Genomic DNA, 23,558 nt, shown 5'->3' with positions numbered 1-23,558 from the left:
GGGCGTCGCAGATGAAGCGATGCTCGCACTTCAGGCGGAGCCGTCTTGAAACCGCATGGCTCCGCCACCTCTGACGAGTAAGGTCAGAATCGTACGCGCAGGACGATGCACGGGAGAATAGGTGGGCCATGTCCAGTAGGTGTCAAGTATTCATCAATGAGGGGCTTTTCGGTGTTCTAGACAATGGATATATCGATACTGAGACGGCCGATTTCTCCAACGGTAACGGCTTGGTCGTCCCGATGGCTAGGGGAGCGTTTGTTTTGACCGGCATCAACACCGGTTACGTAAGCGTTGAAACGCGGGTGGTGGAGGGGCCTCCCGACCTGGAGACCGACGACTGGGAGGAAGTCATTGAGGCCAGCGTGCACGCCCCGGCTGGCGATCTCAAAGTCGAGTCGCTGGAGCGCGGCCCTGACACCCAATCGGTGCAGTTCCTAAGCCCATCAGGGCCAGCGTGGTACAGGCTTCGTGTCCACGCCCGAGGACGCGAGATCCACCGCGACGGTGTGCGCATGGAACCGGTCGAGGACTATCTTCTGATCGTCTGGCCAGCTCCCCCCGAGGATGCGATCGTTCTCCGTACTATCGATCCTTCGTAGGCTCATCACCCTGATCGGGGAATGGCTGCGCCGGATGCTCCCATGCGACCGGAGGGCCTCGCGAGGTCCGGACAGGTGCCGATCTCGCTCGCCTGACCCGAGCGATCAAGCGGAAGCTGAAGAGGATCCAGCGCTGGCCACCCCTGGTGGTGGTCGGCTGTCTGCCGACCACCAGTCGGTTCAGCTCCAGTCGCCGCGATCCGTTGTCGTCTGGCAACGTTGATGTCAGCTGGTGATGTCAGACCGTGAGGTGTTCGTTCGTGGTGGGCCATGTGTGGGGCCAACGGGCAATGCTCCTCGGCGGACGCGCGCGGGGCGGCGACGGTCGCCGCGGTGAGGGGCGCCCTTTTTGATCGGAGCCCGGGGCTAGAGCTCGTAGTCCCTGGCCAGTTCCTCCCAGGCGATCTCCCGGAGCCCTTCCTGCGCGTCGCATTCCGAGGGCACGCGCGCGTGGGGCTGGAACCAGATGATCGTGAGGTGGCTGCCGTAGAGGATGGGGTCGCGGGACGGGGTCAGGGCCGTGGAGCGGAAGACGCCGACGCAGGCCACCGACGGCAGCATCTCGACGGGGCCGAAGGCGCCCGGGTAGTGGTCCGGGTATTCGTGCGGGGGCGGTACCAGGTGGACCGGGGCGGTCGGGTAGTCGTGTTCGGCGGAGCGCAACAGGCCTTTGATCCTCAGCTCGTTGACGGGTCTGCATGGGTATCCGTCCAGCATTCCGCCGTACGTCGAGGTCAGGCGCAGCTCTCCGAGGTCGACCCTGCGGCCGGAGGTCAGGACGAGCCGGGACAGGGTCATGATCGGCACTTGGTGGCGCTCCCATGGTGCTGGTGGTGCTGTTCTATGGCCGGCGCCCCGTCATCCGTGCCGCCGACGCGATCGTCGCCCGTGCCTCCCGTTCCGTGAGCCCGGTGTTGAGGGCGGCGTCCACCAGGGGGGCGACCAGCGCGGGGCCGATGCCGTTCTCGTAGGCGCGGCAGGCGGCCCAGAAGAGTCGGGTGTTGCGCTGGCCCTCGTGGGCGGCGAGGACGAACTGGACCAGTCCCTGGCCCTGGTCGCCGGCCGAGGGGTGGGTCGCGGGGTGGGTGGGGCGCGGCGGGGGCAGGAGCAGGCGGAGCAGGGCCGGCGGACAGGCCGCGGGGGCGAGGTGGGCGGTGCCCGGGGCGGTCGTGTAGGTGCCGTGGTCGGTACGGGAGCCGGGGCCGACGAGGTAGCCACCGGCGCCCCTGATGTCGATGCCGGGGGCCAGGCGGCCGGCCGAGTTGGGGACGGCGGCGTCGGGCGGGCCGGTCAGCCAGAGGTGGCGGCCGCCGCTCGGGGTCAGGACGACGACCGTGTCGGGGATCGTGAACAGGTGGCGCAGGGCCAGTTCGCGCAGGGCCGCGGAGGAGTCCGTGCCCGACTTGGTGTCCAGGTCGACGCCGATCAGATGGTGGGGCGGCAGGCCGCAGGCGATGCCGTAGCCGGTGGCCCAGGGGGCCGCCGCGAAGAGCTCGCGGATGCGGACGGGGTCGGTCGAGGCGTCGTAGACGCCGTGGCCGAACGCGCCGCACTCGCCGTGGCAGCGGGTGGCCAGGGAGTCGTCGTCGCGGTGGGGGGAGCGCAGGGCCGGGAGCTTGGTGCGGGACAGGGGGATGACGGCCAGCCCGCGCTCGGCGGCTGACAGGGCGTGTGCGAGGGCCAGCGTCGTGGCCTGCCGGTCTGTGGTGGCCATGTCTCTATGTTCGTACGCGTGTTCGAAAAAGGGAAGGGGTGGCGGGCTCGACGCGCCGGGGGTGCGGGATTGGCTGGAAAAGTGCCGGAACGCTTCCCCTGTTGTCCCGCTTGGAGATTAAGGGTCCCTGTCATCCTGATCTGTCACCTGAAGTCGCGAAAGGGGTTTATCGACTTGTCCTCACGCTTCAGGGGGAATAACCGCTTCCGCTCTGGTTCGCCGGGGTTTCGGTGGGCAACTCTGGTCTCGCGACGTCGTGCACAGCACCGGGGTGGTCGGCCAACTTCCCTGGAAACAGCGTTACTTGACGTACAACCCGCAGACGTACTACCGGCAACAAGCCGGGTTCTGGAGGAAACACCATGGCAAGCATCCGTACCGCCCGCGTCATCGCCGCCGTCTCCGCCCTCCCGCTCGCCGCCGCGCTCTTCACCGGCGTCGCGGCGGCGGACAACGGCGGCTTCGCGGACGACGGATCGAACGCGGGTGTCGCGAGCATCGTCGGCAGCGGTGTCGGACACGACAACAACGGCAACTCGTCCACCACACAGCAGAACGCCGTCGGCTCCGGGGCCTCGAACCAGAGCAATACGGCACAGGTCAAGGGCTCCGCGTTCACGGCCATCAACCAGGGGAACAACAACACGTCCGTCAACTTCACCCCACTGTGGTGGTGAGCCCCGGGGGCTGACGAGCCCTCGGCCGGGGGGACTTCATGGGGTGCGACACGTCCGCGCGGCGGTGCTTCGGCGCCGCCGCGCAGGCGTGTTCTCGCGCGCGCGACGACGGCCTTGACACCGCAGCACATCTGACGGACAGTCAGGAAATCTTGCGGAGAGGGAGGTTGACGTCATGGCCGACGACCCGGACGCCTCTGCCGACGACCCGGACTCCCCGGCCGACGACCCGGACGCCCCCGCCCACGACCTGCCGACCCGTCTCAAGGCCTACGAAGGGCGCCCCGCAGCCGTCGCCGGTGCCGGCAAGGACCCCGTCAACCTGCCCATGATCCGGCACTGGTGCGAGGCCCTCGGCGATACCAACCCGGCCTACACCGGCCCCGACGCCATCGCCCCACCCACCATGCTCCAGGCCTGGACGATGGGCGGTCTCGCCGGACACCCGGTCCGTGCCCAGGCGTACGACGAACTCCTCGCCCTTCTCGACGAGTCGGGCTGCACCTCGGTCGTCGCGACCGACTGCGAGCAGGAGTATCTGCGGCCACTGCGCCCCGGCGACGAGATCACCTTCGACACCGTCATCGAGTCGGTCTCCGACCGCAAGACCACCAGGCTCGGCACCGGCCACTTCGTCACGACCAGGACCGACGTCCTGGTGGCCGGGACCCTCGTCGGCACCCACCGCTTCCGCATCCTCAAGTACGCGCCCGTACAGCGCAAGAAGACCACCCCCCGCCCCCGCCCCGTCGTCAACCGCGACAACGCGGGCTTCTGGGAGGGCGTCGAACAGCACCGGCTCCTCGTCCAGCGCTGCACCGCCTGCACGACCCTCCGCTTCCCCTGGCTCCCGGGCTGCGCCCACTGCGGCGGCCCCGACTGGGACACCGTCGAGGCGAGCGGCGAGGGCACCGTCTACTCGTACGTCGTCATGCACCACCCGCCCTTCCCCGCCTTCGACCCTCCCTACGCCGTCGTGCTCGTCGAACTCGCGGAGGGCGTGCGGATGATCAGCAACGTGGTCGGGACGCCGTACGACAAGGTGCGGATCGGGATGCCGGTGCGGCTCGTCTTCCGGTCGTACGACGGCGATCTGACCCTTCCCGTCTTCCGCGCAGCCGAGCAGCTCGCCGCCGAGCAGCTCGCCGCCGAGCAGCTCGCCGTCGAGAAGCCCGCCGCCGAGGAGGCAGCCCTATGAGAGTGGGCGACGAGCTGCCTCCCCTCACGATCCCGATCACCCGCACCCTGATCGTCGCGGGCGCGATCGCCTCCCGGGACTACCAGGACGTGCACCACGACCCGGAACTGGCCCGCCAGAAGGGCTCCCCGGACGTCTTCATGAACATCCTCACCACGAACGGCCTGGTGGGGCGCTACATCACCGACCACTTCGGACCGCGGACCGTACTGAGGAAGGTGGCCATCAGGCTGGGCGCGCCCAACTACCCCGGCGACACCATGAGGCTGAACGGAACCATAGAGAGCGTCGAAGGGACCACCGCCACCGTCCGGATCGTCGGCTCCAACCGCATCGGCAACCACGTGACCGGTACGGTCACCTTCTCCCTCGGGGACGCCGAATGAGCACACGCGCGCGTGACCGGCTCGGCGGCCGGGCCGCGATCGTCGGCATCGGGGCCACCGAGTTCTCCAAGGACTCCGGCCGCAGCGAACTGCGCCTGGCCGCCGAAGCGGTCCGCGCGGCCCTGGACGACGCGGGGCTGACGGCGGCCGACGTGGACGGCATGGTCACCTTCACCATGGACACCAGCCCGGAGATCACCGTCGCCCAGGCCTGCGGGATCGGTGAGCTGTCCTTCTTCTCCCGCGTCCACTACGGCGGCGGCGCCGCCTGCGCGACCGTCCAGCAGGCGGCGCTCGCGATCGCGGCGGGCGTGGCCGAGGTCGTGGTCTGCTACCGCGCCTTCAACGAACGCTCCGGCCGCCGCTTCGGCTCCGGCGTCCAGCACCGCGAACCCTCCGCCGAGGGAACCGCCCTCGGCTGGTCGCTCCCCTTCGGCCTGCTCACCCCCGCCTCCTGGGTGGCGATGGCGGCCCAGCGCTATCTGCACACCTACGGCCTCACCCCGGAGGCCTTCGGGCAGGTGGCGGTGACCGACCGCGCGTACGCGGCCACCAATCCGGCCGCCTATTTCCACGGCCGCCCCATCACCCTCGCCGACCACGCGGCCTCCCGCTGGATCGTCGAACCGCTCCGGCTCCTGGACTGCTGCCAGGAGACCGACGGCGGCCAGGCGATCGTCGTCACCTCGCTCGCACGCGCGCGTGGGCTTCCCCACCGGCCCGCCGTCGTCGCGGCCGCCGCCCAGGGCGCGGGGCGCGCCCAGGAGCAGATGACCAGCTTCTACCGCGACGACCTCACCGGCCTGCCCGAGATGGACGTCGTCGCCCGCCAGCTCTGGCGCACCTCGGGCCTGGGCCCCCAGGACGTCGACGTGGCGATCCTGTACGACCACTTCACCCCGTTCGTGCTGATGCAGCTGGAGGAGTTCGGCTTCTGCGGCAAGGGGGAGGCGGCGGACTTCGTGCGCGAGGCCCGGCTCCCGCTCAACACCCACGGCGGCCAGCTGGGCGAGGCGTACCTCCATGGCATGAACGGCATCGCGGAAGCCGTACGACAACTGCGGGGGACGGCCGTGAACCAGGTTCCGCAGGCGGGGCGCGCCCTGGTGACGGCTGGGACGGGGGTGCCCACGTCCGGGCTGGTGCTCACCGCGGACGCGTAGCCCCCAGGGGTGATCCCGCAGTAGGCGGGCCCCTCTCGTCCACCTTCAGGAGGTGCAGTCAGCCCCCCTTCTACAACCTGAGGCGGAGTCGTCTTCGGGACCTGTGGCCGATGAGCGGGGGCGGACGCGAACCTAGCGTGGAGTCATGACCACACCCGTCTGCACCAGCGCTTCGAAGGCCGCCGTACCGGCGACGCAGACCCTCGCGTACCCCTCGTTCGCCTCGTACGTGAAGGCACGCCAGCCGGTGCTGCTGCGTACCGCCCGGTCGCTGACCGCGAACCCGAGCGACGCGGAGGACCTGCTGCAGACCGCCCTGACCAAGACCTACGTCGCCTGGGAGCGCATCGAGGACCACCGGGCCCTCGACGGCTATGTGCGCCGCGCCCTGCTGAACACGCGCACCTCGCAGTGGCGCAAGCGCAAGGTCGACGAGTTCGCGACCGACGAGATCCCGGAGCCCGACCCCGTGCCCGGCGGCGACGACTCCGCCGAGCAGCAGGCGCTGCACGACGCGATGTGGCGGGCGATCATGAAGCTGCCGGCGCGGCAGCGGGCGATGGTCGTCCTCAGGTACTACGAGGATCTCAGCGAGGTGCAGACGGCGGAGGTGCTCGGAGTCTCCGTCGGGACCGTCAAGTCGGCGGTCTCCCGGGCCCTGGGCAAACTCCGCGAGGACCCCGAGCTGGTGCTCGCCCGGTAGGGAACCGTTCGCGACGGCCGGCCGTTGTGAGGGCATCGTGACGTGATCGATCGCCCGGCTCTAGTGACATACCGCGCGGTATGTGCGCAGAATCGGCGCGACCCTTACGACCGCGCAGGCAATGTCGCCACCGGGAGGACGCCGTGCTGAGCACGATGCAGGACGTACCGCTGCTGATCTCCAGGATCCTGACCCACGGGTCGTCGGTCCACGGCACCTCCCAGGTGACCACCTGGACCGGCGAGCCGGAGCCGCACCGCCGCTCCTTCGCCGAGGTCGGCGCCCGCGCCGCCCAGCTGGCGCACGCCCTGCGCGAGGACCTCGGGGTCGTCGAGGACGAGCGGGTGGCGACCCTCATGTGGAACAACGCCGAGCATGTCGAGGCCTACTTCGCGATCCCCTCCATGGGCGCGGTGCTGCACACCCTCAACCTGCGCCTCCCGGCCGACCAGCTGACCTTCATCGTGGGCCACGCCGCCGACCGGGTCGTCATCGCCAACGGCTCGCTGCTGCCCCTGCTCGCCCCGCTGCTCCCGCACCTCAAGACGGTCGAGCACGTGGTGGTCTCAGGGCCCGGCGACCGCACCCTCCTCGACGGCACCCACGCGCGCGTGCACGAGTACGAGGACCTGATCGCCGGCAAGCCCACCACCTACGACTGGCCCGAGCTGGACGAGCGCCGGGCCGCCTCCATGTGCTACACCTCCGGCACCACGGGCGACCCCAAGGGCGTGATCTACAGCCACCGTTCGATCTATCTGCACTCCATGCAGGTCAACATGGCCCAGTCGATGGGCCTGACCGACCAGGACACCTCGCTGGTCGTCGTCCCGCAGTTCCACGTCAACGCCTGGGGCCTGCCGCACGCCACCTTCATGACCGGCGTCAACATGCTGATGCCGGACCGCTTCCTGCAACCCGCGCCCCTCGCCGAGATGATCGAGCGCGAACGGCCGACCCACGCGGCCGCGGTCCCCACCATCTGGCAGGGCCTGCTCGGCGAGCTCACCGCCAAGCCCCGCGACGTCTCCTCCCTCACCCAGGTCACCATCGGCGGCTCGGCCTGTCCGCCCTCCCTGATGGAGGCCTTCGACAAGCTGGGCATGCGGGTCTGCCACGCCTGGGGCATGACGGAGACCTCCCCGCTCGGCACCGTCGCGCGTCCGCCGGCCCATGTGGTCGGCACGCCCGAGGAGTTCGCGTACCGCCTCACCCAGGGCCGTTTCCCGAGCGGCGTCGAGGCCCGCCTCACCGGCCCCGGCGGCGAGCGCCTGCCCTGGGACGGCGAGTCCGCGGGCGAGCTGGAGGTCCGCGGCCCCTGGATCGCCGGCGCCTACTACAACGGCCCGGACGCCGAACCCCTGCGCCCCGCCGACAAGTTCAGCGAGGACGGCTGGCTCAAGACGGGTGACGTCGGCACGATCTCCGCCGACGGCTTCCTCACCCTGACCGACCGGGCCAAGGACGTCATCAAGTCCGGCGGCGAGTGGATCTCCTCGGTCGAGCTGGAGAACGCGCTGATGTCCCACCCGGACGTCACCGAGGCCGCCGTCGTCGCCGTCCCCGACGACAAGTGGGGCGAGCGCCCCCTCGCCACGGTCGTCCTCAAGGAGGGCTCCACCGCCGACTTCGAGTCCCTGCGCGCCTTCCTCGCGAGCGACGTCTGCAAAATCGCCAAGTGGCAGCTCCCTGAGCGCTGGTCGATCATCGAGGCGGTCCCGAAGACGAGCGTCGGCAAGTTCGACAAGAAGGTGCTCCGCAAGCGCTACGCGCAGGGCGAGCTGGACGTCACCCAGCTCTGACACGGCCGAGGGGCCCGGCGGCCGGACCGCACCGGACAAGGACCGGGCGCCCCGACTGCCCTACGGCACGGGCGCCGTCGAGGTCGGTAGGGCGCCCTCGACTGCCGTACGGGATGGGCGTCACCCGAGGTCGGACGGGCGCCCCGGCCGCCGTACGGGACGGGGCGTCACCCGAGGTCGGACGGGCACCCTGACCGCCGTACGGCACGGGCGTCACCCGAGGTCGGACGGGCGCCCCGGCCGCCGTACGGGACGGGCGTCACCTGAGGTCGGTAGGGCACCCCGATCGCCGTACGGCACGGGCGTCACCCGAGGTCGGACGGGCGCCCCGATCGCCGTACGGCATGGGCGTCACCCGAGGTCGGACGGGCGCCCCGGCTGCCGTACGGCACGGGCCTCACCGAAGTCCGAAGTCCGGAGTCCCGAAGTCCGACGGGCGCCCTCACCGCCGTACCGAAGTCGTGAGCCACCCCAGCCCCAGCCACACCCCCGCCACCGCGCACACCCCGCCCCAGCCCCACCATCCGAAGGCCGACCCGGCGAGCGCGGAGGCGGTCGCGCCGCCCGCGAAACCGGCGACGACGTACGCCGTGTTGGCGGTGGCCGGGGTCGAGGTCGTCGTCAGGGCGAGGGTCTGGTTGGCGACGTGGGAGGCGACCAGGGCCGCGTGGACGGCGATCGCCGCGACGAACAGCGCCCACATGACGTGTCCGCCGAGCCAGAACAACGGCACGGACAGGGCGGCGAGCAGATACGCCGACCGTACGACCGTCGCGGCGCCGAAGCGGTCCACGAAGCCGCCGGCCAGCGGTGCCACCACGCTCGCGGCCAGCCCGAAGAGGCCGAACAGCCCGGCGGTCGCGGTCGACAGGCCGTAGGTCGGGCCGGTCAGCAGGAGGGCCAGCGAGGTCCACAGCGCGCTCCAGGCGCCGTACATCCCCGCCTGGCGCACGCACGCGCGCCACAGGTCGGGCGAGCGGCGGACGACGGACGGCAGGGTGGTCAGGCCCGAGAACAGCGGGCCGGAGCGGCGGGTTCGTTCGGCCGGCAGGGCGTACGCGGTCGCGAGTCCGAGCACCGCCGTCAGGGCGGCCGCGCCCATGAACACCACCCGCCAGCCGAAGGCCTGTCCGATCAGCCCGCCGAGCACCCGGGCCGCGACGATCCCGGTGAACAGGCCCGCGATGACGGCCGCGACATGGCGGGCCCGGCGGTCGGCGGGGGCGCGCCGGGCGACCAGCGGGACCAGCAGCTGGGGGACGACGGTGGCCGCGGAGGCGACCAGGACGGCGGCCGCGAGGGCGGTGGTGCCGGTGGCGAGCGCGCCGGCGGTCAGGGCCGCGGTGGTGACGACGGAGAGGGCGGCGACCAGGCGGCGCCGGTTCACGCTGTCGCCGAGCGGGGCGAAGACGAGCAGTCCGAAGGCGTAGCCGAACTGCGCGACCGAGGCGACCCAGGCCACCGCGGAGGGGGTGGAGCCGTAGTCGCGGGCGATGAGGGGGAGCAGCGGGGCCGCGAGGTAGACGTTGGCGGCCGTGACGGCTGTGCAGACGGCGATGAGGACGAGGAGGAGCGAGCCCGCGCGCCCGGCGGGGGCCTGGGTGGACCGTCCCGGGGTGACGGTGGCGGCGGATGTCGGCATGACCGAGGACTCCTTCGAGTTCGAGTCAGGTCTAGCAACTAACTGGTTGGTTGGAACACCGGGACAACAGTGTGGGAGCCCCGCCGATTCCCTGTCAACCAAATAGTTGGTTACTTCTCTCGCTGCCCCTACCCTGGCCCCATGGCAGCAGCAAGGGACCCCGAGGCCACCCGGGCCCGGATCTTCGAGGCGGCGGTGGCCGAATTCGCCCGCCACGGCATCGCGGGCGCCCGCATCGACCGCATCGCGACCGAGGCCAAGGCCAACAAGCAGCTGATCTACGCCTACTTCGGCAACAAGGCGGAGCTGTTCACGAAGGTCCTGGGCAAGGTCATGCTCGATCTGGCGGTCGCCGTCCCGGTGGACCCGGATGACATCGAGGGCTGGATCGACCGCCTCATGGACTACCACGAGGCCCACCCCGAGGTGCTGCGCCTGCTCTTCTGGGAGGGCCTGGAGTACGGCGCGACCGCCGAACTCCCCGACGAGGCCGAACGCCAGGAGCACTACCGCCACAAGGTCGCGACCCTGGAGGACGGCCAGGCGAGAGGTGTCGTCACCGACGCCATCCCACCCCGCGACCTGCTGTTCCTGCTGATCGCGGTGGCCAACTGGGCCGCGGTGGTCCCGCAGATGAGGCGGATCCTGGTGGGCGGGGAGCCCACGGACCGCGACCGCCTACGGGCGTCGGTGCGGGAAGCGGCACGTAGGCTCGTGGCCAAGTAGACGGACCGCGTCCTCAGGGCCCGATCAGCCGCGACCAGCCACGATCAGCCGCGACCAGCCACGATCAGCCGCGACGAACCCCGGGGGCCACCGCGCCCGTGGCTCAGTTCGTGCCGATCCTGGCCAGCAGGTCCACGATCCGCGACTGGACCTCCGGGCTCGTCGACCGCTCGGCGAGGAACAGGACCGTCTCCCCGGACGCCAGCCGCGGCAGATCCGCCTGATCCACAGCGGCCGTGTAGACGACCAACGGCGTCCGGTTCAGCTGCCCGTTCGCCCGCAGCCAGTCCACGATCCCGCTCCTGCGCCGATGCACCTGCATGAGGTCCATCACCACCAGGTTCGGCCTGAGCTGCCCGGCCAGCGTCACCGCGTCCGCGTCACTCGCCGCCCGCGCGACCTGCATCCCGCGCCGCTCCAACGTCGCGGTCAGCGCCAGCGCGATCTCCGCGTGCTCCTCGATCAGCAGCACGCGCGGCGGATGCTGCTCGCTGTCCCGCGGCGCCAGCGCCTTCAGCAGTACGGCGGGATCGGCGCCGTACGCCGCCTCCCGCGAGGCCTGCCCGAGCCCGGCCGTCACCATGATCGGCACCTCGGACGCCACTGCCGCCTGCCTGAGCGACTGGAGCGCGGTCCGCGTGATCGGGCCGGTCAGCGGGTCCACGAACAGCGCGGCGGGGAACGCCGCGATCTGCGCGTCGACCTCCTCGCGCGACTGCACGATGACCGGCCGGTACCCGCGGTCGCTGAGCGCCTGCTGGGTCGTCACGTCCGGCGCGGGCCACACCAGCAGCCGCCGCGGGTTGTCCAGCGGCTCCGGGGGCAGCTCGTCGTCCATCGGCTGCGGCCGCGGGGTGTCCGGGATCTCGACGGCCCCACCGGGACCGTCCAGCGGCTCGGGCCCCTCGGCGGCGTTCTCGTCCGGCGCCCCTATGGCGTACGACCGCCCGGCCGCCTCGGTGGCGTGCGCGAGCCGCGACTGCCCGGCCAACGACGGCTGCGGCTGCGGCTGCGTGGCCTGCGCCGGTACGGCCTGCTCGGCGGCGGCCGGATGCGGCCGCGCCCCCTGCTCCGGGGCCGCGGCGGCAGCGGGGTCGGGCCGGGTGCCGAGCTTGCGCCGCCGCCCCGAACCACCGGACGGCGGCGGAGGCGTGGCAGTCCCCGGCTGCTGCACCTGAGCCGCCTGCCGGGTGAAGGGAACTCCCTGCCCGAGGGTCCGCACACTGAACGCCCGGCCCTGCGTCGAATTCGGGTCGACGGGCGCGGCGGGCGCGGATGGCGCCACCGCGGCTTCGGCGGGCAACGGCTGCGCAGGCAAGGACGCACCGGGCTGCGGAGTGGGCTGACCGGCTCCGGGGACCTGCACGGGCTGGGGCGCGGGCTGGGGCGCGGGCTGGTTCGGGGGTACGGCGGTGGCGGCACCGTTCGCCGGTACGGGGGCGGCCTGCGCCTGTGCCGGCGCCGTCGGCTGGGGCTGTGGCTGGGGTGCCTCGGCGGGCAGGGGCTGGGCCGGGGCCGCCTGGAGAGGCGAGGCCGGGGCGGGTGCGGTCTGCGGGATCAGGCCGGCCTGTCCGGTCGCGTTCTGCACGGCGACACCCGGGAACTGGGCGGCTCCGGCCTGCGCGGTCGTACCGGCCGTCGCCTCCGCGGGCTGGGCCACGGCCCGTCGACGGCGGCCCGTCGGCGCGTTGGTCGGGTGCGGCTGCGGCGGGGTGTGGTCGTCGGCCTGGTCGTGCGGCACGGCGTCGTGCCGACCGTCGTCACCATGACCGTCGGCCGGGACCTGGACGAGGCCGTTGGCGGGAACGGGAACGGGAACGGGGACGGGGGCGGCGGCGGGTGCGGGAGCGGCCGCCGGAACGGGAGCCGGGACCTGACCGGGGGCCGCCTGCATCTGGCCCGGGACCTGTGCGTCGCCGGGGACCTGTGCCAGGCCCGGCGCCTGGATCTGCCCCGGCACCTGTCCCTGCCCGGGCATCTGCACCTGCGCCGGGAGCTGCTGCTGAACCTGGCCCGGCAGCGGTCCTTGACCGGGCACCGGCATCTGCCCGGGGAGCTGTCCCTGGCCCGGCATCTGGCCTTGGCCGCCTGCGACCTGGCCGGGGACCTGTGCCTGAGCCTGACCCGGGATCTGCCCCGGGATCTGCCCCGGGATCTGCCCCTGAGCCTGGCCGGGGATCTGCCCCTGAGCCTGACCCGGGATCTGCCCCGGCGCCTGCCCCTGAAGCTGTACCTGCCCCTGGGGCTGGGCCTGCGCTGGTGCCGGACCCGCCGGGTCCGTGCCGTCCGCGTCCGGCCGGTCCGCGTCCGCGGGCGGGAGGGCGAACACCGAGCGGGGTGCCGCCTCCTGCGCCGCCGCACGCTCCGACGCGGCGGCGAGAGCGCGGCGCCGGCGCCCGTCCTGCTGAGGCGACCCGTCACCCGACGACGCCTGCCCGGCGATCTGGAGCTGCCCCTGCGCCAGACCCTGTTCGGCGGAGCCGCCCGCGGGCAACGCCGCAGGCAGCGCGTGCTGTTCGGAGCCGTCGTGCCGGGCCCGGTGCCCGGCCGGTACGGGAACGCCCTGCGGCGGTACGGTCCCGCCGAGACCGGTGTTCACGGCCGCGGACCCGGCGCCGTGCTCACCGGCCATCACCACGGCACCCTCGGACACCCCGCCCTCGGCGGCCTCGGCACCTTCGGCGGGCCGTCCACGGCGCCGGCCCGTACCGCCGGAACCGTCCGCGTCCTCGCCGGAGGCCTGCGCCGGTACGGACACGGGCTGTTCCTGCTCGGCCACCGCGCGCCGCCTGCGCCGCCCGGTGGGCGGCACGGACTCGTCGGTCCCGGCCGGGACGTCGGCGTCGAGGAAGGAGTCGGTGGAGGACCGCCGGGCCCGCCGCCGCCCACCGCCATCGGCAGGAGCGGCTTCCACGGGGGCGCCGTCCGCGGGCGCGCTCTCCGCGGGTGCGCTCGCCACGGGGGCGGCCTCCAGCGCGGCCGGTCCGGGAACCGCGACGGCGCCCGCCCCACCCCCGATGGGTACTTCGAGGACGTACGCGCTGCCGCTCATGCCCGGCACCTCGTGCGTCTGGAGCACCCCGCCGTGGGCGCGCACGATCCCGCGCACGATCGGTTCGTGCACCGGGTCTCCCCCGGCGTACGGCCCGCGCACCTCGATCCGCACACTCTCGCCCCGCAGCGCGGCCGCCACCACGACCGTGTTGTCCATGTAACCGCCCGCGGACACGGGAGAGTTCCCGGTCGCGTCGACCCCGGCCACGTCCGCGATGAGATGCGCGAGCGCGGTCGCGAGGCGCTGGGCGTCGACCTCGGCCTCGATGGGCGGCGCGTGTACGGCGAACTGGACGCGCCCGGGCCCGATGAGCTCGACCGCGCCGTCCACACCGGCGGCGACGACCGCGTCGAGCATGACGTTCGTACGGACGATGTCGTCGGTGCCGGCGTCGAGGCGCTGGTAGCCGAGGACGTTGTCGATGAGGTTGGTGATGCGGGAGTAGCCGGCCGAGAGGTGGTGCAGGACCTGGTTGGCCTCGGGCCACAGCTGTCCGGCGTCGTCGGCGGCGAGCGCGGACAGTTCGCGGCGCAGTTCGTCGAGGGGACCGCGCAGGGAGCGCCCGAGCAGCGTCAGCAGCTGATCGTGCCGGCCGGCGAGGGCCTCGTAGCGGTCCTTCTCGCGCTCGCCGAGGGCGGCGTACCGCTCCTCGCCGGCGGCGATCTCCTCGTCGTGCCGCTCCTGGAGGTCCTCCAGCTCGCTGATGTGCTTCTGGCGCAGCGCGGTGAGCTCGGAGGCGTGCTCCTCCTCGAGCCGCTCCAGTTCCTCCGCGTGGGCCTTCTCGGCGGCGGACTTCTCGTCGGCGAGGGCGTCGTAGGGCCGCCGGTCGGTGAAGGTGAGCACGGCGCCGACGAGCTGGTCGCCGTCGCGCACCGGCGCGGTCGTCAGGTCGACCGGGACCTTCTCCCCCTTCTTGGACCACAGCACCTGGCCGCGCACCCGGTGCTTGCGCCCGGAGCGCAGGGTGTCGGCGAGCGGGGACTCCTCGTACGCGAACGGGGTGCCGTCGGCGCGGGAGTGCAGGATGAGGTCGTGGAGCTCGCGGCCGCCGAGGTCGCTGGCCCGGTAACCCAGTATCTGGGCGGCGGCCGGATTGACGAGCACGATCCGTCCGTCGGTGTCGGTGCCCACGACACCCTCGGACGCGGCCCGCAGGATCATCTCGGTCTGCCGCTGCGAACGGGCCAGTTCGGCCTCGGTGTCGACGGTCCCGGTCAGGTCCCGTACGACGAGCATGAGCAGCTCGTCGCCGCTGTAGCCGTAACCGTCGTAGGCCTGCTGGCCGTTCTCCAGGTTGGCGCTGGTGACCTCGACGGGGAACTCGCTGCCGTCGGTCCTGCGCGCCACCATGCGGGTCGGCTTGGTGCGCCCGCGCGGGTCCATGTGGTCGGGGCGCCGCATGGAGCCCGGGATGAGCCGCGAGTCGAACTGCGGCAGCAGATCGAGCAGCCCCCGCCCCACCAGAGCCGTCCCCGGCGCCTCGAACGCCTCCAGCGCGATCGTGTTGGCGTTGACGACGGTCCCATTGGCGTTGACCAGCACCAACGCGTCGGGAAGCGCGTCGAGTATGGCTGCGAGGCGAGCAGCGCCTCGGGATGGCCTGCTGCTCACGAGACGCTTCCTCCCTGTTACCGCACCTTGCCGACCGTTCGGGCCATCTTGCCAAGGGGCCCGCGACGTGTCACGCGAGGGAGTCTAAGCGCAGCGGTTGGGCGGGGGTGCCGGATGAGAGGGAGGTCGCACGACGAAGTGAGGTAGAACGTGTGACCGCATCTCGGGAGCTAGGCGCGCGGGGCGGGCAGGAGCGGCACGAACCGGTCCCAGCGCGCGGTCTCGCACCCGTCGCTCCGGTCGAACCGGGCGTCCACGGGGCGCCCGGCCCACGTCCCCGTGACATGGGCGGTGGCGGGACCGCCGTAGAGCATCGTGCAGACGCTGCCCTCGGGGACGGGGGCGAAGGTGTCGCGCCCCCACCGGGTGTTCCTGTCCAGGCCGGCGCACGCGCCCGCGGGGTCGGGGTGGGTGCCGCGCGCGGGGTGGCAGTCGACCTCGAAGGTCCCGTCGAGGCCGCCGCCCGCGTGGTGGACGGTGACGGTGAGGTGGTCGGCGCTCTCCGTGTACGCCGACGCGGGGACGGGGGCCAGGGCCGCGAGGAACAGGGGGAGGGGGCTCAGTCGTGCGAGCCGGCCGAGCCGGATGACGTATGACATGCCCTGACTAACGGCGGACGACGTCGTACGTTGCGCGGAAGCACTTTGCCCTGCGCCCCGCCCGCCTAGTACCGTGGGAACCGATTGGTGACACGCCCTGCGACTGTGTCATCATCTGCACGCACCACTCGCGCTCGCGCGGGCGGCTGTGCTGGAGGCGTCGCCTAGTCCGGTCTATGGCGCCGCACTGCTAATGCGGTTTGGGACTTCAATCCCATCGAGGGTTCAAATCCCTCCGCCTCCGCGCAAGATCACCGAAGCCCCGGTCCAGTGGACCGGGGCTTCGTCGTTCCCCGGACGCTCTCAAACACGTTTTCGCAGCTCACAAGGGCTACGGCAAACGGATTTCACATGCGACCGGCAGTCATGTAATGTTCTTCCTGTCGCCGCGAGCGGCCCGGAAGGGCAAGGAGCGGCGAGAAAACAGAACAAGCACTCGTAGCTTAACGGATAGAGCATCTGACTACGGATCAGAAGGTTGCAGGTTCGAATCCTGCCGAGTGCACAGCAGTTGAGAGGCCCTGTGGAGTGATCCACGGGGCCTCTGGCTTTTGCTTGACGGCAATCGGGTTCGGGCGTGGACCAGGGGTGGGGACTTCTCAGATCAGGACACGGGCCGGGCCCAGTTGCTCACGGCGCCGCTGATCGCGGTGGTCGCCGTCGTCGTCTTCTCGACTCTCAACGACGCCACGCTGCCTGTTTGGATCATCACGCTGGTGCTCTCCGTGGCAGCCACGTCCTGGGGCGCCTTGGGCGGCCTCGTCGCGGGCACCACGGGCAGCGTCACAGGCGGTGTCGCATGGTGGCCGAGACACCCGGGCTCCTGAAGCGGCTCTGGACGGGATCATCCCAAGGGGGCTTCGACATCGGCGTGGGTCAACTGCCGGTCCGAGTCGGGCGTTGCGTGGCATGATCGTTCCCGTGGAGTGGGGAACGCTTGTCGGGACGACGCTCGGGGCGGTGGTCGGGGTCGGGGCGACGCTGGCCGGGGAGCATTTGCGGTGGCGGCGGACGGTCAGGGACAACAGGCTGCAGGACCGGCGCACCATGTACGTGGACTGTCTGGTGGCCCTTCGCCGTGCGCACGAGGCCATGCGGTTGGCCGCCGACGAGGAGTACGCGGACCCGCAGGCGAGGGCGGCCAGGATAAGGCAGGCGTTTCAGGCGTCGGGGTGTGACGAGGCCCGGGAAAGGCTTGTCCTGACGGCGCCCGGCGACGTGACGGAGGCCATAGACGCCTCGTACCACTCCTTGCGTCGGGTCCGGGAAACACTCGCGTCCGGAAGCACGCTGGCGTCGCACGAGTACGACACCGCCAGGCAGGCTCACGGTGACGCGACCCGGGCGGCACGTACGGTCTTTCGGCAGGACTTGGCGACGCTGGAAGTCTGACCCGTTGCGCCTTGTTCTTGTCGGGGTTCATGTCGGGCTCATGCGGTGCTCGTGGCCAGGCTGTGGAAGGCCTGGGTGGTGCGGGGGTGGGCGAGTTCGTCGAGCAGGTGGCGCCAGTCCGGGTCGTTGGTGACCGGGTGGGCCTGGTCCCAGGCGGTCAGAAGGGGGGCCAGGTCGCTCTCGGAGGACGTCTTGACCGGCGGGGAGGACAGGAGCTGGTTCATGGGAGTTCCTTCCGGAGGAGCCGGGGCCGATGGCTTCTACGATGCCGTCGATCCGGGGGCCGCGACATGGAGCCGTCCGCCCGATCCGGGGTGGGGGCAGCTGTACCCCCATAGGGCTGTCAACACCCGGCGCGGCGTTGTCGTACCCCTCTGCGATCGTGGTCGGCATGGGTGAACTGGTCGAGCGGGTGGACGAGGAGGACCGGGTCATCGGGGTGGTGGACCGGGCGGAGGCCGTCGAGAAGAGGTGGCTGCATCGGATCGCGACGACGGTCTGCCGTGATCCGGACGGGCGGATTCTCGTGCATCGGCGGCCGCACACTCGCCGAGGAGCGGGGGGTGTTCGGGGAGCCGCGCTTTGTCCTCAAGTTCCTGTGCCGTGGTGAGATCAGCCCCTACTGGCTCGGGGTGCACGAGGTGGTCGTGACCGCGGCGGCGGTACCTGGGGGGTGAGCGGCTGCGTCTGTCTGTACCTGTCTGTACCTGTCTGGGCATGGGCAGTTGGCTTCTCGGGGCCTGATCCGTGCGGACGCGGCGCTCCGGTCAGCAGGCCGCGCTCACCGCGGTGCGCGGCACTGCCGGACGGGGCAGGGCTACGACGGTCCCGGCCGGGCGCACGTCCTCGCGGGGGCCGGCGAAGACGAACAGGCGCAGGACCAGGAAGCGGCCGATGCCGGCCAGGGCGGAGGCGCCGAGGTAGACGACCTGTTCCGTGAGCTTGTCCGGCGAGGACTCGACGGCGTGCAGCAGGAACATCGCGGCGCAGGTGACGGCGTACGCGGCGGCCGCCGAGCCGGAGGACTGGAGGTGCCGGCGCCAGCCGGGGCGGCGGCCGGTGCCGAAGGTGAACAGGGCGTGCAGCTCGGTGCACAGGAGCGTGGAGGCCACGGTGATCACCGCGTTCGCCAGCGCCCACGGCATCGTCATCGCGGCCAGCGGTACCGCGAAGCTGGAGAGGACGCCGATCCCGCCGCCGCAGACGACGAAGCGCACGAAGGAGGCGAGGGGGCCGGGCGTGGACGGGGACTGGGTCCGGTCGGCCGTCTGCGGCTCCATGGGGTTTCCTCCGGTTCGGCGCTCGAGATCGTCGCGATCAACGATGCCGCCGCGGGCCCGCCGAAACGATGGAGCACCCTCCCGGACCGGAGGTAGGGCTGGCTCCACCCCCGGGGTGGGGCGGCCCCGCTCCTGCCCTCCGTTACTCGCCCTCCGCGTCCTTCGCCCGCAGCTCCTCGATATAGGCGAGCGCGAGGTTCGTCGAACGGCTGAACCAGTCGTGGAGTACGGCGATCTCGTCGGCGGAGTAGCCCGCGAAGACGGCGTCGAGGCGGTCGTAGTACGGCTGGTACAGGGCGACGACCTTGGCCACGGCGTCGGGGAGCGCGGCGACCCGGACGCGGCGGCGGTCGGTGGGGTCCGGGACGCGGGTGACGTAGCCGCCGCGTTCGAGGCGGTTGAGGATGCCGGTGACCGCGCCGGTCGTGACATGGGCGTGCTCGGCGAGGTCGCCCGCGGTGAGGAGGTTCTCGCCGGCCTTCAGGACGCAGGCGAAGCACAGCAGGTCGGTGACGTTCAGGCCCAGTCGCTGGGCCATCTCCTGTTGGCCGAGGTGGGCGGTGGCGATGAAGAAGTCCATCGCCTCCAGGGCCTGGGCCGGAGTGGCGGAGGGACGGGGCTCGGCGTGCATCGGAATCCTTATTATCTTAGTGCGTAAGAGGTTTCTGCGCTAAATTTCTTAGGAGGTGAGACAACGGGCCGGAGGAGGATCTGTGAGTGCACATCAGTATGACGAGGGGCACACGGTCGCGGGGTGGACCGGAGTCGCCATCGCCACCGTGGGGACGTGCGTGCTGGGGCTGGGGGTGTGCGTGGTGTCCGGCGCGCTGATGGCCGTCGGCCTCGTGATCACCGGGGCGAGCGCCCTCGTGACCTGGGCCCTGCACCTGGCCGGCTGGGGCAAGCCGCCGGGGCGTCGGCCGCGCGCGGAGTGGGGCATGCGGGTGCGGGACACGGGCGCGCGGCAGGGGCACCCGGGGTGCGTCGGATGCCGGATGGCGGGTCGGCGCGGGGCGCGGACCGGGGTGGTCGGGGCGAGGGCCGCGGCGACGGTGGAACCGGTCCCCGGGGAGGCGGTGGAGTCGATGGAGCCGATGGAGCCGATGGAGCCGACGGAGTCGATGGAGTCGGTGGGCTGACCGGTCCCCTCGGTTCTCGTGCGGCCTCGTTGTCAGTGGCGCCTCTTACTCGGCCCCTGAGTTCTAGCCCGGAACGGGGTGCCCGGCCCTTCTTCGCGCCCGTGGTGATCACGAGCCGCATGGCGATGGCGCGCAGGCTCGTCGCCGCAGGTGGACCGCCGAGCGGGCAGGTGTTTCACGAGCGACCATCTGCAGAACGCCATGACCGGGTCGGGACACGTTCGGTCACTGACCGGTTTTCACGCTCGGTCGGTGGGCGAAGGAGCTGCGGTAGGCGGCCGGGGTCATGCCGATCTGGCGGCTCAGGTGCTGGCGGAGCGACTCGCCGGAGCCGAGGCCGCTGCGGCTGGCCACCTGGTCGACGGTGAGATCGGTGGTCTCCAGCAGCTCGCGGGCCCGCAGCAGTCGCTGCTGGAGCAGCCATTGGAACGGGGTCACACCGGTCTCGGTGGTGAAGCGGCGGGTCAGGGTCCGCACACTGACCTTGGCCTGGCCGGCAAGGTCGTGCAGGGAGATCGGCTGGTCCAGATGTCGTAGTGCCCAGATGCGGGCCGCGTCCAACAAGGAGTCCGTCCTGGCCGGCAGCGGGGTCTGCACGAACTGCGCTTGCCCGCCGTGGCGCACCGGGGTGACGACGGCGGCGCGGGCTGCCGCGTTGGCCGCGGCCGCGCCGTAGTCGGAGCTGATCAGGTGCAGGCACAGGTCGATCCCGGCGGCCGAGCCGGCACCGGTGACGATCGATCCGTCCTCGGCGAACAGCCGGTTGGCGTCCACGCGCACCGAAGGGAAGGCGCGCTGCAGTTCCTCGGCCAGGGCCCAGTGGGTGGTGGCAGCACGGCCGTCGAGGAGCCCGGCCTGGGCGAGGACGAAGGCGCCGCTGCAGATCGAGGCGATGCGTTTGCCCGCGGCGGCCGCCTCCCGCAAGGCGTCCAGTGCGGCCGGCTCGGCATCGTGCCGGCTGGCGGTCGACGGGACGATCACCGTGTCCGCCGCCGCGACCGCCTGAAGGCCGTGCCGGATCACCACCTCGATGCCACCGGAGGCGGCGACTGTGCCGGGCCTAGCGGTGCACACAGTCACCTCATAGCCGGGGAGTCCCTCTGTCTCGGCGGCGCCGAGCAGCGTCGACGGCATGGACAGGTCGAAGGGCTTGACCGCAGGCACGGCCAGGACAGCGACACGATGCATGGCCAGATCCTTGGATCTCGTGGCTTTCAGGCCACTGACCCTACCTCGCGTCCGCACGGGAGAGTAGGGCGAGCGGCGGGCCCCCGCGAACCACGTTTCCCTCTCCGGGGAAGCGTTCCCTTCTTGAGGAAAGCGGAGACAACGTCATGGCTGATTCAGTCGTCATCGGGGCAGGCGCGACCGGGGCCGCGACCGCAAGGCAACTGGCCGACAGCGGCAGGCGGGTCCGCCTCATCACCCGCAGCGGCAGTGGTCCCGACCACCCCGGCATAGAACGCATCGCCCTGGACGCGGGCCGCACTGACGATCTGGCCGAGGCACTGGCCGGAGCGACCACGGTCTTCAACGCCGCCATGACCGCCTACCAGACGTGGCCGGAGACCATGCCTCCGTTGTTCGCTTCGATCCTCGCCGCGACCGAGCGGGCCGGAGCCGACTACGTGATGCTCGGCAACCACTACGGCTATCAGCGGACCACCGGGCCGCTCACCGAGCGAACCCCGATGACCCCGCACACCCGAAAGGGGCGGGTGAGAGCCGAGTTGTGGCAGCAGGCCAAGGATGCCCATGACGAAGGGCGACTGCGGGTCACCGAAGTGCGAGCCGGGCAGTACCTGGGACCAGGCGCCGTCTCAGCGTTCACCCTGCTGGTCGCGCCCCGGGTCTGCCAGGGCGAACTGGCTCTCGTCCATGGCAATCCCGATGCGGCGCATTCGTTTTCGTACACCGAGGACGTCGCAGCGGCGCTGGTGGCGGTCAGCGGCGACGAGCGGGCCTGGGGACGGGCCTGGAACGCCCCGGTCATCACCACGACCCTGCGCCAGGCCGCGACCGAGCTCGCCGAACTCCACGGGGCACCCGAACCTCGGTTGGAGCCGCTCACCGAGCGGGATGTGGCGCTGCTGTCCTTCACCGATCCGCTGTGGCGGGAGTTCGCCGAGATGAGTTACATGACCGAGCGTCCGTTCCTCGTGGACGACAGCGATGTCCGCGACACCTTCGGACTCAAGCCCTCGACGCTCCGCGAAGCGCTGGCGGCCTGATGCCGCAGTGGGCGGGCCGGGGCTCCCGGCCCGCCCACGCCTGGACTCGAGGCGCTGCAAGACGCTCGACGACCGCCGCACGGTCCCGCACCGCCGGCCACCGCGCCCTGCTTTGTGGCTGGTGTCTGGGCCAGGACTCCGGGGCCTACTCTCGTGAGGGATGGCACAGGGATGGAAGTGCGCGGGGTTGTCGTGGTCGGCGGACGGTCCCGTGCTGCGCTGGGACGGTGGGCGGCGCAGTGCGCTGACCTGGGGGAAGCGGGTGGCCTTCGGGGTCGCGGCGGGGAGTGTGCGGACATGTGTGGGAGCGCGGGGGCACGCGTGTCCGGCGCGGGCCCCGGTGTCGGGGCGGAGCACGGGGGCGCGGTGCGAGGAGTGCGCGCGGCTGGACCGGGCGCACTCCGTGGCCGCCGACACCCTCGCGGACGATCCCCGTCCGTACCGGGTGTATCTGGCGTGGTTCGGGCCCGGCATGGTCAAGGTCGGCATCACGGCGTACGAGCGGGGCTCCGCGCGCCTGCTGGAGCAGGGCGCCGTCTGTTTCAGCTGGCTCGGCACCGGTCCGCTCATGGCCGCGCGGCGCACCGAGGAGCTGCTGCGGGCGGCGCTCTCGGTGCCGGACCGCGTTCCGTACGGCGCCAAGCGGGCCGTACGGTCCGCGCTGCCGGTGTCGGCTGACGAGCGGGCCGCCGAGATCGCCGCACTGCACGCGCGGGCGGTGGCGTTGGGCGGCTGGCCGGACTCCCTGGAGCGCGCGCCGTACCGACCGGTCGACCACGTCGAGATCTTCGGTCTCGCCGCACTGGCCGCCGCCGTGGGTGAGGTGAGCGAGCTCGTCGCGGGCGGGGCGGTGGGTGGGCGGCTTCTCGCGGCCGCCGGACCCGACCTGCACCTGGAGACGGAGAGCGGGGGAGCCGTCGTACTGGACACCCGGCTGATGACGGGGTGGGAACTGGTCCCGGCCGACGGGACGGAAATCAGCGTGCCGGTGAGAGAGTTCAAGGAGGCGCAGGGGGTTCAGGACGGGTTGTTCTGACGAGGGGGAGGTCCGGGGATGGACGTCACCGTGCAGTGGATACGCACGTCGTGGACGAAGCGGTCCCGTGGCGGCGAGGCCGCGACGAGGAGGAACGCGGCTCCGGTCGGGTTCGCGTTGCCGCCGTCCGCGGTGGGGCGGGCCGGAGCGGCGTTCGTCCACGCGGTCCGGATGGACGAGCGGGACGACTTCGCGCCGCACGACCAGCAGGGCGACAACCTCAGGGGTGTCGACGTCCAACTCCGTGAGGCGGACGGGCGGTTGCGGGTGCTGCCCAGGGTGCGGCCGATGTTCGGGGTGCCGCCCCGGCCGCGGCGGCGCCCGGGCGTGCGGCTCGAACCCGGGCAGTGGGTGCGGTGGCAGCTCAACTACCGCTTCAGCAGTGCCGTCGGGTTGCGCGACTGGTCGTACTGGCTGGACACCTTCAACATCGCCTACGGCCCGGTCGGCGCGGAGGTGTTCCTCGGGGCGCCGACGGTTCAGGTGGACGAGCAGGGGCCGGTCCGGTAGCGGCCGGAGACGGGGCCGGGTGCCTTGTCCGTCTCGTCGGACAAGGGACTCCCCAGGGATTCCCTGAGAGCCGCCTGTGTGTTTCTCAGGAA

Annotated in this window: 23 protein-coding genes, 2 tRNA genes and 1 pseudogene; 16 read left to right on the top strand and 10 right to left on the bottom strand. The window is 71.7% G+C overall.

What is annotated here, in order from left to right:
- Window positions 1–128 precede the first annotated feature (128 nt).
- On the top strand, window positions 129–602 hold the full coding sequence (locus ACFYZ8_RS35700) for a hypothetical protein (RefSeq protein ID WP_388540668.1): 474 nt from the start codon (window positions 129–131) through the stop codon (window positions 600–602).
- 366 nt (window positions 603–968) lie between these two features.
- Here ACFYZ8_RS35700 and ACFYZ8_RS35695 read toward each other — a convergent pair whose 3' ends face one another.
- Entirely contained in the window at window positions 969–1,400 is a 432-nt protein-coding gene (locus ACFYZ8_RS35695; RefSeq protein ID WP_388540743.1) for a hypothetical protein, read from the bottom strand.
- A gap of 43 nt (window positions 1,401–1,443) precedes the next feature.
- On the bottom strand, window positions 1,444–2,316 hold the full coding sequence (locus ACFYZ8_RS35690) for a bifunctional DNA primase/polymerase (RefSeq protein WP_388540671.1): 873 nt from the start codon (window positions 2,314–2,316) through the stop codon (window positions 1,444–1,446).
- Window positions 2,317–2,678: 362 nt separating this feature from the next.
- Between ACFYZ8_RS35690 and ACFYZ8_RS35685 the strand changes: the two genes are divergently transcribed.
- The 6 genes from ACFYZ8_RS35685 to ACFYZ8_RS35660 all read left to right on the top strand — a co-directional run bounded on the left by ACFYZ8_RS35685 (window position 2,679) and on the right by ACFYZ8_RS35660 (window position 8,245).
- A complete protein-coding gene (locus tag ACFYZ8_RS35685; protein ID WP_359033947.1) occupies window positions 2,679–2,993 on the top strand; it encodes a hypothetical protein in 315 nt (104 codons plus the stop codon).
- Between the two features lie 175 nt (window positions 2,994–3,168).
- A complete protein-coding gene (locus ACFYZ8_RS35680; protein ID WP_388540674.1) occupies window positions 3,169–4,191 on the top strand; it encodes a bifunctional MaoC family dehydratase N-terminal/OB-fold nucleic acid binding domain-containing protein in 1,023 nt (340 codons plus the stop codon).
- Entirely contained in the window at window positions 4,188–4,577 is a 390-nt protein-coding gene (locus ACFYZ8_RS35675; RefSeq protein WP_359033949.1) for a MaoC family dehydratase, read from the top strand. Before ACFYZ8_RS35680 ends, ACFYZ8_RS35675 begins: the two co-directional genes overlap by 4 nt.
- The gene (locus ACFYZ8_RS35670) at window positions 4,574–5,740 is read left to right on the top strand and encodes a lipid-transfer protein (RefSeq protein WP_388540677.1); all 1,167 of its coding nucleotides are present in this window, start codon (window positions 4,574–4,576) and stop codon (window positions 5,738–5,740) included. Before ACFYZ8_RS35675 ends, ACFYZ8_RS35670 begins: the two co-directional genes overlap by 4 nt.
- Before the next feature lie 145 nt (window positions 5,741–5,885).
- Window positions 5,886–6,443 carry a SigE family RNA polymerase sigma factor gene (locus tag ACFYZ8_RS35665; RefSeq protein ID WP_359033953.1) on the top strand — a complete coding sequence of 186 codons (558 nt, stop codon included), beginning with the start codon at window positions 5,886–5,888 and terminating at the stop codon, window positions 6,441–6,443.
- A 155-nt stretch (window positions 6,444–6,598) separates the two neighbouring features.
- Complete coding sequence (locus ACFYZ8_RS35660) at window positions 6,599–8,245, top strand: long-chain fatty acid--CoA ligase (protein WP_388540744.1); 1,647 nt, start codon at window positions 6,599–6,601, stop codon at window positions 8,243–8,245.
- A 442-nt stretch (window positions 8,246–8,687) separates the two neighbouring features.
- On the opposite strand, the gene ACFYZ8_RS35655 is transcribed toward ACFYZ8_RS35660, so the two are convergent.
- Window positions 8,688–9,887, bottom strand: coding sequence for an MFS transporter (locus ACFYZ8_RS35655; RefSeq protein WP_388540680.1), 1,200 nt, complete (start codon window positions 9,885–9,887; stop codon window positions 8,688–8,690).
- 141 nt (window positions 9,888–10,028) lie between these two features.
- Between ACFYZ8_RS35655 and ACFYZ8_RS35650 the strand changes: the two genes are divergently transcribed.
- Window positions 10,029–10,613, top strand: a complete 585-nt coding sequence (locus ACFYZ8_RS35650) for a TetR family transcriptional regulator (RefSeq protein ID WP_388540683.1) — start codon at window positions 10,029–10,031, stop codon at window positions 10,611–10,613.
- A 103-nt stretch (window positions 10,614–10,716) separates the two neighbouring features.
- On the opposite strand, the gene ACFYZ8_RS35645 is transcribed toward ACFYZ8_RS35650, so the two are convergent.
- Entirely contained in the window at window positions 10,717–15,279 is a 4,563-nt protein-coding gene (locus ACFYZ8_RS35645; RefSeq protein WP_388540685.1) for a PAS domain-containing protein, read from the bottom strand.
- A 170-nt stretch (window positions 15,280–15,449) separates the two neighbouring features.
- The gene (locus tag ACFYZ8_RS35640) at window positions 15,450–15,878 is read right to left on the bottom strand and encodes an SSI family serine proteinase inhibitor (RefSeq protein WP_359033959.1); all 429 of its coding nucleotides are present in this window, start codon (window positions 15,876–15,878) and stop codon (window positions 15,450–15,452) included.
- A gap of 153 nt (window positions 15,879–16,031) precedes the next feature.
- Here ACFYZ8_RS35640 and ACFYZ8_RS35635 point away from each other — a divergent pair.
- Window positions 16,032–16,122: transfer RNA gene (locus tag ACFYZ8_RS35635), tRNA-Ser, on the top strand.
- Between the two features lie 188 nt (window positions 16,123–16,310).
- Window positions 16,311–16,383, top strand: a tRNA-Arg gene (locus ACFYZ8_RS35630).
- Between the two features lie 99 nt (window positions 16,384–16,482).
- Here ACFYZ8_RS35630 and ACFYZ8_RS35625 read toward each other — a convergent pair.
- On the bottom strand, window positions 16,483–16,650 hold the full coding sequence (locus tag ACFYZ8_RS35625; protein WP_388540688.1) for a hypothetical protein: 168 nt from the start codon (window positions 16,648–16,650) through the stop codon (window positions 16,483–16,485).
- Window positions 16,651–16,787: 137 nt separating this feature from the next.
- Between ACFYZ8_RS35625 and ACFYZ8_RS35620 the strand changes: the two genes are divergently transcribed.
- Window positions 16,788–17,270, top strand: coding sequence for a hypothetical protein (locus ACFYZ8_RS35620; RefSeq protein ID WP_359033963.1), 483 nt, complete (start codon window positions 16,788–16,790; stop codon window positions 17,268–17,270).
- 38 nt (window positions 17,271–17,308) lie between these two features.
- Here ACFYZ8_RS35620 and ACFYZ8_RS35615 read toward each other — a convergent pair whose 3' ends face one another.
- Window positions 17,309–17,494, bottom strand: a complete 186-nt coding sequence (locus ACFYZ8_RS35615) for a hypothetical protein (protein ID WP_359033965.1) — start codon at window positions 17,492–17,494, stop codon at window positions 17,309–17,311.
- 167 nt (window positions 17,495–17,661) lie between these two features.
- Between ACFYZ8_RS35615 and ACFYZ8_RS35610 the strand changes: the two are divergent.
- A pseudogene (locus ACFYZ8_RS35610) lies at window positions 17,662–17,938 on the top strand (NTP pyrophosphohydrolase); the annotation flags it as partial.
- 99 nt (window positions 17,939–18,037) lie between these two features.
- Here the strand turns inward: ACFYZ8_RS35610 and ACFYZ8_RS35605 are convergent.
- Both ACFYZ8_RS35605 and ACFYZ8_RS35600 read right to left on the bottom strand, forming a co-directional pair.
- The gene (locus tag ACFYZ8_RS35605; RefSeq protein ID WP_388540692.1) at window positions 18,038–18,550 is read right to left on the bottom strand and encodes a GtrA family protein; all 513 of its coding nucleotides are present in this window, start codon (window positions 18,548–18,550) and stop codon (window positions 18,038–18,040) included.
- 142 nt (window positions 18,551–18,692) lie between these two features.
- Window positions 18,693–19,181 carry a MarR family winged helix-turn-helix transcriptional regulator gene (locus tag ACFYZ8_RS35600; protein WP_388540695.1) on the bottom strand — a complete coding sequence of 163 codons (489 nt, stop codon included), beginning with the start codon at window positions 19,179–19,181 and terminating at the stop codon, window positions 18,693–18,695.
- Window positions 19,182–19,263: 82 nt separating this feature from the next.
- Between ACFYZ8_RS35600 and ACFYZ8_RS35595 the strand changes: the two genes are divergently transcribed.
- A complete protein-coding gene (locus ACFYZ8_RS35595; RefSeq protein WP_388540698.1) occupies window positions 19,264–19,689 on the top strand; it encodes an HGxxPAAW family protein in 426 nt (141 codons plus the stop codon).
- A 225-nt stretch (window positions 19,690–19,914) separates the two neighbouring features.
- On the opposite strand, the gene ACFYZ8_RS35590 is transcribed toward ACFYZ8_RS35595, so the two are convergent.
- Window positions 19,915–20,877 (bottom strand): GlxA family transcriptional regulator, encoded by a 963-nt coding sequence (locus ACFYZ8_RS35590; RefSeq protein ID WP_388540701.1) that lies wholly within the window; start codon window positions 20,875–20,877, stop codon window positions 19,915–19,917.
- Between the two features lie 146 nt (window positions 20,878–21,023).
- Here ACFYZ8_RS35590 and ACFYZ8_RS35585 point away from each other — a divergent pair, with 146 nt between their 5' ends.
- The 3 genes from ACFYZ8_RS35585 (at window position 21,024) to ACFYZ8_RS35575 (ending at window position 23,466) form a co-directional block, all read left to right on the top strand.
- Complete coding sequence (locus tag ACFYZ8_RS35585) at window positions 21,024–21,920, top strand: NAD-dependent epimerase/dehydratase family protein (protein ID WP_388540703.1); 897 nt, start codon at window positions 21,024–21,026, stop codon at window positions 21,918–21,920.
- 160 nt (window positions 21,921–22,080) lie between these two features.
- Entirely contained in the window at window positions 22,081–22,956 is an 876-nt protein-coding gene (locus ACFYZ8_RS35580; protein ID WP_388540705.1) for a DUF2797 domain-containing protein, read from the top strand.
- 18 nt (window positions 22,957–22,974) lie between these two features.
- Window positions 22,975–23,466: a hypothetical protein gene (locus ACFYZ8_RS35575; RefSeq protein ID WP_359040499.1), complete on the top strand. Its 492-nt coding sequence runs from the start codon at window positions 22,975–22,977 to the stop codon at window positions 23,464–23,466.
- The last annotated feature ends 92 nt before the right edge of the window (window positions 23,467–23,558 follow it).

This window comes from Streptomyces sp. NPDC001668, assembly GCF_042893155.1.
Classification (GTDB): domain Bacteria; phylum Actinomycetota; class Actinomycetes; order Streptomycetales; family Streptomycetaceae; genus Streptomyces.
The sequence above is the reverse complement of the archived record's forward strand: the minus strand, read 5'-3'. Positions and strand labels throughout refer to the sequence as shown.

Excerpts from the sequence above, each read along its gene's own strand:
- ACFYZ8_RS35685 (WP_359033947.1), top strand. The coding sequence starts at position 2,679 with ATGGCAAGCATCCGTACCGCCCGCGTCATCGCCGCCGTCTCCGCCCTC.
- ACFYZ8_RS35670 (WP_388540677.1), top strand. The coding sequence starts at position 4,574 with ATGAGCACACGCGCGCGTGACCGGCTCGGCGGCCGGGCCGCGATCGTC.
- ACFYZ8_RS35590 (WP_388540701.1), bottom strand. The coding sequence starts at position 20,877 with ATGCATCGTGTCGCTGTCCTGGCCGTGCCTGCGGTCAAGCCCTTCGAC.
- ACFYZ8_RS35680 (WP_388540674.1), top strand. The coding sequence starts at position 3,169 with ATGGCCGACGACCCGGACGCCTCTGCCGACGACCCGGACTCCCCGGCC.
- ACFYZ8_RS35700 (WP_388540668.1), top strand. The coding sequence starts at position 129 with ATGTCCAGTAGGTGTCAAGTATTCATCAATGAGGGGCTTTTCGGTGTT.
- ACFYZ8_RS35615 (WP_359033965.1), bottom strand. The coding sequence starts at position 17,494 with ATGAACCAGCTCCTGTCCTCCCCGCCGGTCAAGACGTCCTCCGAGAGC.
- ACFYZ8_RS35585 (WP_388540703.1), top strand. The coding sequence starts at position 21,024 with ATGGCTGATTCAGTCGTCATCGGGGCAGGCGCGACCGGGGCCGCGACC.
- ACFYZ8_RS35640 (WP_359033959.1), bottom strand. The coding sequence starts at position 15,878 with ATGTCATACGTCATCCGGCTCGGCCGGCTCGCACGACTGAGCCCCCTC.
- ACFYZ8_RS35605 (WP_388540692.1), bottom strand. The coding sequence starts at position 18,550 with ATGGAGCCGCAGACGGCCGACCGGACCCAGTCCCCGTCCACGCCCGGC.
- ACFYZ8_RS35650 (WP_388540683.1), top strand. The coding sequence starts at position 10,029 with ATGGCAGCAGCAAGGGACCCCGAGGCCACCCGGGCCCGGATCTTCGAG.
- ACFYZ8_RS35620 (WP_359033963.1), top strand. The coding sequence starts at position 16,788 with ATGATCGTTCCCGTGGAGTGGGGAACGCTTGTCGGGACGACGCTCGGG.
- ACFYZ8_RS35655 (WP_388540680.1), bottom strand. The coding sequence starts at position 9,887 with ATGCCGACATCCGCCGCCACCGTCACCCCGGGACGGTCCACCCAGGCC.
- ACFYZ8_RS35675 (WP_359033949.1), top strand. The coding sequence starts at position 4,188 with ATGAGAGTGGGCGACGAGCTGCCTCCCCTCACGATCCCGATCACCCGC.
- ACFYZ8_RS35575 (WP_359040499.1), top strand. The coding sequence starts at position 22,975 with ATGGACGTCACCGTGCAGTGGATACGCACGTCGTGGACGAAGCGGTCC.
- ACFYZ8_RS35600 (WP_388540695.1), bottom strand. The coding sequence starts at position 19,181 with ATGCACGCCGAGCCCCGTCCCTCCGCCACTCCGGCCCAGGCCCTGGAG.
- ACFYZ8_RS35660 (WP_388540744.1), top strand. The coding sequence starts at position 6,599 with ATGCAGGACGTACCGCTGCTGATCTCCAGGATCCTGACCCACGGGTCG.
- ACFYZ8_RS35690 (WP_388540671.1), bottom strand. The coding sequence starts at position 2,316 with ATGGCCACCACAGACCGGCAGGCCACGACGCTGGCCCTCGCACACGCC.
- ACFYZ8_RS35580 (WP_388540705.1), top strand. The coding sequence starts at position 22,081 with ATGGCACAGGGATGGAAGTGCGCGGGGTTGTCGTGGTCGGCGGACGGT.
- ACFYZ8_RS35665 (WP_359033953.1), top strand. The coding sequence starts at position 5,886 with ATGACCACACCCGTCTGCACCAGCGCTTCGAAGGCCGCCGTACCGGCG.
- ACFYZ8_RS35695 (WP_388540743.1), bottom strand. The coding sequence starts at position 1,400 with ATGACCCTGTCCCGGCTCGTCCTGACCTCCGGCCGCAGGGTCGACCTC.